This is a genomic window from Dyella sp. 01N36, from assembly GCF_056399745.1.
The window spans coordinates 1-5,582 of sequence record NZ_JBFTRY010000209.1 but is presented as its reverse complement, the minus strand read 5'-3'; the positions used below and the strand labels follow the sequence as shown (position 1 = coordinate 5,582).

Below are 5,582 nucleotides of genomic sequence, written 5' to 3'. Positions count from 1 at the left end.
GCGCGTTGGTCACCAACATGCGGTTGAAGCCCTCGGTGCTGACTTCGCCGATGGGCTTGTCTGCCTCGATGGCGACGCCGGCGTTGACGAACAATACGTCCAGCGCCCGGCCTTTCAGGCGGGCACGCAGCGCGGCGATCTGCTCGGGTGCATCGATGTCCAGGTGTTCGATCTCCAGCCGCTGGCCGGACGATGCCTGGAGGTCATGCAGCGGGGTGTGGTTTGGGCCGCGCACGGTGGCGATGACCTGCCAGCCGCGCTTGAGGTATTCAGCCGCCAGGGCGAGTCCCAGGCCACGGGAGGCGCCGATGATGAGAGCGGTTTGCTGCGTGTTCGAAGTCATGAGGGTTGCCTGCTGAGCCGTGAGTCAGGGTGATCGTTCGACCAGATTGCGCAGGACATGTTCCAACGTTGTCGATGCTTTGTGCGAGCCAGCCTGGCCGTGTTCGAAGTCGATCCAGCCCTGGTTGAAGCCGTCAAGCATACGCATGCGGCCCTCAGGGTGTTGCATGCCTTGTGTGCGGAACAGGTGTTCCCAGGAGTCGCGAGGCACCGGTTCGGTGCGCACAGGCTGGCCCAGCGCGGCAGCAAAGCCGCTGGCGATGTCCAGTGCGGAGTAACGCCGCGGTCCTTCGAGTTCGATCACGCGTGTGCCTTGCCAGGTGTCCTGCAGAGTGCTTGCCACGGTGCGCGCGATATCCGCGGTGGCGACCATCGGGATGGCGTGGTCCAGGGGCTGCAGATAGCTGGGAATCAGGCCGGCGCGAGCGGCGCTGACGTCCCATGCGGCGTTCTCCATAAACCAGCCGGGGCGCACGAAGGCGGTGGGCAGGGGCAGTTCGCGAAGCGCGGACTCGACCATCCGGCCGTTGTTCAACAGCGAGAACGTCTCCACGTGGGCGCCGACGGTGGAGAGATATACCAGCTTGCCGGGGCGGGCTTTTATGACGGCCTGCTGTACGGCGGCAATGATCTCTTGGACAGCGGGAAAACCAGGGGCGGGGTCGTAGTCGGGCGGGATCATCAGGAATACGCCGCGCGTATCGGCGAAAGCGGCGGCCAGCGCGTCGGCATCGTTGGCCGTGGCGATCGCCGTATCGCAACCGCGCCCGATCCAGGGCGCTGCCTTGGCCTCGTCACGAACGATCGCCCGTACGCGCTGGCCGGCGGCCAGCAGTTCATTTGCTACCTGGCCGCCAACCTGGCCGGTGATACCCATGACTGCATACATGTTCGGATCCTCAAGGGGGCGGCGCCTGCCGCGTTCGGATGAGGATTTTCCGCGTCCGCCACTGGTTTCGCGATAACATCAATGACAATGGATAAGTGACAAAAGGGCATGAATGCATGGCCTTCGACGAGCGTATCTTGAACGGCATGAGCGTGTTCACCGCCGTGGTCGATGGCGGCAGCTTTGCCGCCGCTGGCGAGGCGCTGGACATGTCGCCGCCCGGCGTCAGCCGTGCCATCGCGCGGCTCGAAGCACGGCTGGGCATACGGCTGTTCGATCGCACGACACGATCCGTGCGTCTCACGGATGAAGGACTTCGTTTCCACGCCCAGGTGATGCCCTTGCTGGCCGGGCTGGAAGAGGCCGCCGCGAGTGCGGCCGAAGGCGCCACGATGGTGCGCGGGCGACTGCGCGTGCATATGGATCCCCTGTTTTCGCGGCTGGTGCTGGCGCCGCGCSTGGGCGAGTTCATGGAGGCTCATCCGCAGCTCGAAGTGGAGCTGGCTACGCGCGACCAGCTGGGCGACATCGTCGCCGACGGCTTCGACCTGGCCGTGCGTTTCGGCGAGCCGCCCGATTCCAGCCTGGTGGCGCGCAGGCTGCTGGAGACGCGCATCCTCACCGTGGCTTCGCCGGCTTATTTGCGCCGCTATGGGCGGCCTGCGCATCCGCAGGAGCTGGAGGGCGACCGGCATATCTGCATCGAATTTCGCGATCCGGCGACGGGGCACACCTTTCCGTGGGAGTTTCATCGCAAGCGCACGCGCCTGGCGGTGAAAACCTCGGGGCGGCTGGTGGTCAACGATGGCGGCAGCATGCACAGCGCCTGCGTGGCCGGCTATGGCATTGCTCAGGTGATGGCGGTGGCGGCCGGGCCGCTGGTGACCCGTGGCCAGTTGGTGGATCTGTTCCCCGACTGGCCCGATGAGCGCTTCCCGCTGTACGCGCTGTATCCCTCGCGCCAGCACCCATCGGCCAAGGTGCGTGCATTTCTCGATTTCGTCATCGGGATCACCTCGGCGATCTAGGCAGTAGAATGGTGGTTTCGCACGCCTTCATAGCCTTTTTGATGACCGATCAGACACCATCGCCAGCCCCGGCGTTTTCCGACGAAGACGAACGCTACATGCGCCGCGCGCTGCAGCTCGCTGCGCACGCGCGTGATGCGGAAAACGAAGTGCCGGTGGGCGCGGTGSTGGTGCAGGGCGATGAGATCATCGGGCTGGGCTGGAACCGCAATATCACGCTGAACGATCCCAGCGCCCATGCGGAAATCATGGCCTTGCGCGCCGCGGGCGAAAAACTGTCCAACTACCGCATGCCCGGCGCCACCTTGTACGTGACGCTGGAGCCGTGCGCGATGTGTTCGATGGCGCTGGTGCATGCGCGCATCGGGCGCGTCGTGTATGCGGCGACCGATCCGAAGACCGGCGCCGCAGGCAGCGTGTTCGATACGCTGATTTCCGATCGCCACAATCACCGCATTGCGGTGGAGGGCGGCCTGTTGGCGGATGATTCGTCGACTATGTTGCGCGAGTTTTTCCGCGCCCGGCGCTAAGCGTCAGTGCGCGGCCTTGCGCCAGAAAGAGTTCAATTTTTCCAGCTTCGCCAATGAGTGCATGGCCTCTTCCGAGGCGTGGAAAGCGGTGCGCTTGCCCCACTGGCGGAACGGCTTGAGCACGGTCTGGGTGTCTTCCGCCACGAGAAAGTCGCGGATCAGCCTGCGTCCCGTCATGCGGTCGTGTGCCAGGCCAAGGCCGCTTTGCAGCTCGGTCAGCTGCTTGAGCCAGGCCGAGGTCGCCTGCTTGGAGAAGGCGTGCTGATAGAGCTCGATGCTGTAGCGCATCTTTTTGGTGGCGCTGCGCAAACGATGCAGGCGCTTCTGGCCGCCATCGAGTTTGCTGGCGCGTTTCTTCAGCGTATTCCAGCGTTGCTGGAGGGCCGCGGCGGCCAGCTTGCGCACCTGGTTGTCGGTCGGCGGTTCGACGGTTTGCACCCAGTGGCGCCATGACTGCAGCGACGCTGCGAGATTGTGCTTCTTGAGTTCGACCACGGCCTGCTTGTGCGCCTGCTGCTGGCGCTCGGAAAGCGCCTTGGTGGCGGCGTCGACGCCGGGAAGCTTGACGTTTTCCTTGTCCAGAAAGGCGGGCAGGGTTTCCTGCGCCAGGATGTCGAGGTCGCGTGATTGCCCGGTGGATTCGCGGCAGGAGCGCAGGTAGGCGAGCACATCGCGCAAGTCGTCGTCGGAAAGCGAGGCGAGGTCTTTCAGCGTGGCCGTCACGCGGCGCAGGTTGACGCGCCATGCATGCAACAGCTTGGGCTCGTAGGGTTGTTCAAGTAGACGCTTGCGCGCCTCGAATGCCTTGTCGAAATAGCCGTCCAGCGCCTCGCAGATCCGCTCGAACTCGGATGGCTTGCCCGGCCCACTCTTGGCGTGGGACGAGGAAGACCGCGGCGACGCGGCGCGATGTTGCAGCCTGGCATTCATGCAGTGATTCCAGACGACCGGGATGTCTACTCTGCATCAAATGGTCACAATGCGCGAGCGGCATCGGGCCGCGTCCCTATGACACAAAAGCCAAGGCCTCGGCGCATGATTGTTCGATCTTGAGGCTGAGCAGTGGGTCGGCCCGGGTCTTGCCCAGGTTCACGGCGGCAATGGGTTTGCCCTCCCGCGCGGCCGCGGCCGCGAAGCGGTAGCCGGAAAACACCATCAGGGACGATCCCACCACCAGCATGGCGTCCGCGTCGTTCAGCGATGTGACGGCGGCGTCAACGCGATGGCGTGGCACGTTTTCACCGAAGAACACCACGTCCGGCTTCAGGATGCCGCCGCAGGCCGGGCAGGGAGGCACGACGAACTGCGTGAAATCGCGGCCGTCCAGATCGGCGTCGCCGTCCGGCGCATCGCCGGCATCGAGCAAGGCCCAGGCGGGATTGTGTTCCACCAGCGATTGCTGAAACGTGTCGCGGGGCAGGCGCAGGTCGCAGCTCATGCAGCGCACTTCATCCAGTCGTCCATGCAGGTCGATGACGCTTTGATGGCCTGCGGCCTGGTGCAAGCCGTCCACGTTCTGGGTGAGCAGGGTGGTCACGCGTCCCTGCTGTTCCAGTCGCGCCAGTGCGCGGTGGGTGGCATTGGGTTGCGCCCGGCCAAAGCGGCGCCAACCCACCAGGCTGCGTGCCCAGTAACGCTGGCGCGTGGCGGTTTCGCCCATGAAGGCTTGATAGGTCACAGGCTGCGGCCGTTTCCAGCCGCCGTTGGTGTCGCGGTAATCGGGTATGCCCGAATCCGTGCTGCAGCCGGCGCCGGTGAGCACGAACAGGCGTGGATGCGCGTGCACGAACTCGCGCAGGCGCGCGCGGTCTCGCTCGATGCTGGCGGCGCCGGCATCGATGGACAGGTCGAGATCGAGATCAGGCGACGGCACGTTGCTGCAACTCCTCCAGGGCGCTGGCGATGCCGGTGGGATCAGCCACCTGCACCACGCGCGAAGTGTGGTCGACGAAATCCGTATCGGTCTCGTGCGCCCAGGTCACGTGGTAGGGCATGTACACGCCCCAGCCACCGAGCTCCACCACGGGCGCGATGTCCGAGCGCAGCGAATTGCCGACCATGGCGAAACGTGTCGGCGAGAGCTGGAATTCCTCCAGCACGTTGCGATAGGCGCGCTCGTCCTTCTCCGAAACGATCTCGATGCGATGGAACAGGTCGGCCAGCCCGCTGCTGGCGACCTTCTGTTCCTGATGAAACAGGTCGCCCTTGGTGATCAGCACCACACGGTGATGCTGGGCCACGGCTTCCACTGCGGCACGGATGCCCGGCAGCAGATCCACCGGATGCGCAAGGACCTGCTTGCCCAGTTCGATGATTCGGTGCAGATCGGCAGCGCTGATGCGTTGGCCGGTGATGTCGATGGCCGATTCCAGCATCGACAAGGTCATGCCCTTGGCGCCGTAGCCGAACAATTTGATGTTGCGGCGCTCGGTGGCGAGCAGTCGCTCGTGCACGCGTACATCGACMAGATCGATGTACTCGCCCACGATGCGCTCGAACTCACCATGCGCCGACTGGTAATAACCCTCGCTGTGCCACAGCGTGTCGTCACCGTCGAAACCCACCAGCTCTATCACGTGYTCACCCGTCTGCCGTACTGGCCGTGCCAGCGATATGGGGGTGATTTTTCCAGAAAACACGGTGGCTGGTGGCGCTGGCGTCCTGACAAGGCTGAGACGCAGGGACATGAACGCGGCCGGCAGGCGCCGGCCGCGTGATCCGCCATGGGAAGCTCAGCGCCGGGCTTGGGCGTTGGCATCGTTGTTGAGGAAGCCGACCAGCGCGGGAATGGTC

At 64.7% G+C, this 5,582-nt stretch carries 7 protein-coding genes; 2 read left to right on the top strand and 5 right to left on the bottom strand.

Annotated features, from left to right (window positions below):
* Together AC1DMG_RS19220 and AC1DMG_RS19215 are read right to left on the bottom strand one after the other, a co-directional pair.
* The coding region (locus tag AC1DMG_RS19220; RefSeq protein WP_477180918.1) for an SDR family NAD(P)-dependent oxidoreductase at positions 1 to 343 on the bottom strand (343 nt) is incomplete at its 3' end.
* Positions 344 to 367: 24 nt separating this feature from the next.
* Positions 368 to 1,231 carry an NmrA family NAD(P)-binding protein gene (locus AC1DMG_RS19215; protein WP_477175628.1) on the bottom strand — a complete coding sequence of 288 codons (864 nt, stop codon included), beginning with the start codon at positions 1,229 to 1,231 and terminating at the stop codon, positions 368 to 370.
* 116 nt (positions 1,232 to 1,347) lie between these two features.
* Between AC1DMG_RS19215 and AC1DMG_RS19210 the strand changes: the two genes are divergently transcribed.
* Positions 1,348 to 2,259, top strand: coding sequence for a LysR family transcriptional regulator (locus AC1DMG_RS19210; protein ID WP_477180917.1), 912 nt, complete (start codon positions 1,348 to 1,350; stop codon positions 2,257 to 2,259).
* Between the two features lie 41 nt (positions 2,260 to 2,300).
* Complete coding sequence (tadA, locus tag AC1DMG_RS19205; protein ID WP_477180916.1) at positions 2,301 to 2,789, top strand: tRNA adenosine(34) deaminase TadA; 489 nt, start codon at positions 2,301 to 2,303, stop codon at positions 2,787 to 2,789.
* Between the two features lie 3 nt (positions 2,790 to 2,792).
* Here the strand turns inward: tadA and AC1DMG_RS19200 are convergent, their stop codons facing one another.
* The 3 genes from AC1DMG_RS19200 to AC1DMG_RS19190 form a co-directional block, all read right to left on the bottom strand.
* Positions 2,793 to 3,719 (bottom strand): CHAD domain-containing protein, encoded by a 927-nt coding sequence (locus tag AC1DMG_RS19200; RefSeq protein ID WP_477175625.1) that lies wholly within the window; start codon positions 3,717 to 3,719, stop codon positions 2,793 to 2,795.
* Between the two features lie 76 nt (positions 3,720 to 3,795).
* Positions 3,796 to 4,608, bottom strand: a complete 813-nt coding sequence (locus tag AC1DMG_RS19195) for an NAD-dependent protein deacetylase (protein ID WP_477175659.1) — start codon at positions 4,606 to 4,608, stop codon at positions 3,796 to 3,798.
* Positions 4,609 to 4,648: 40 nt separating this feature from the next.
* Positions 4,649 to 5,365: an HAD family hydrolase gene (locus tag AC1DMG_RS19190; protein WP_441602306.1), complete on the bottom strand. Its 717-nt coding sequence runs from the start codon at positions 5,363 to 5,365 to the stop codon at positions 4,649 to 4,651.
* Positions 5,366 to 5,582: the final 217 nt, after the last annotated feature.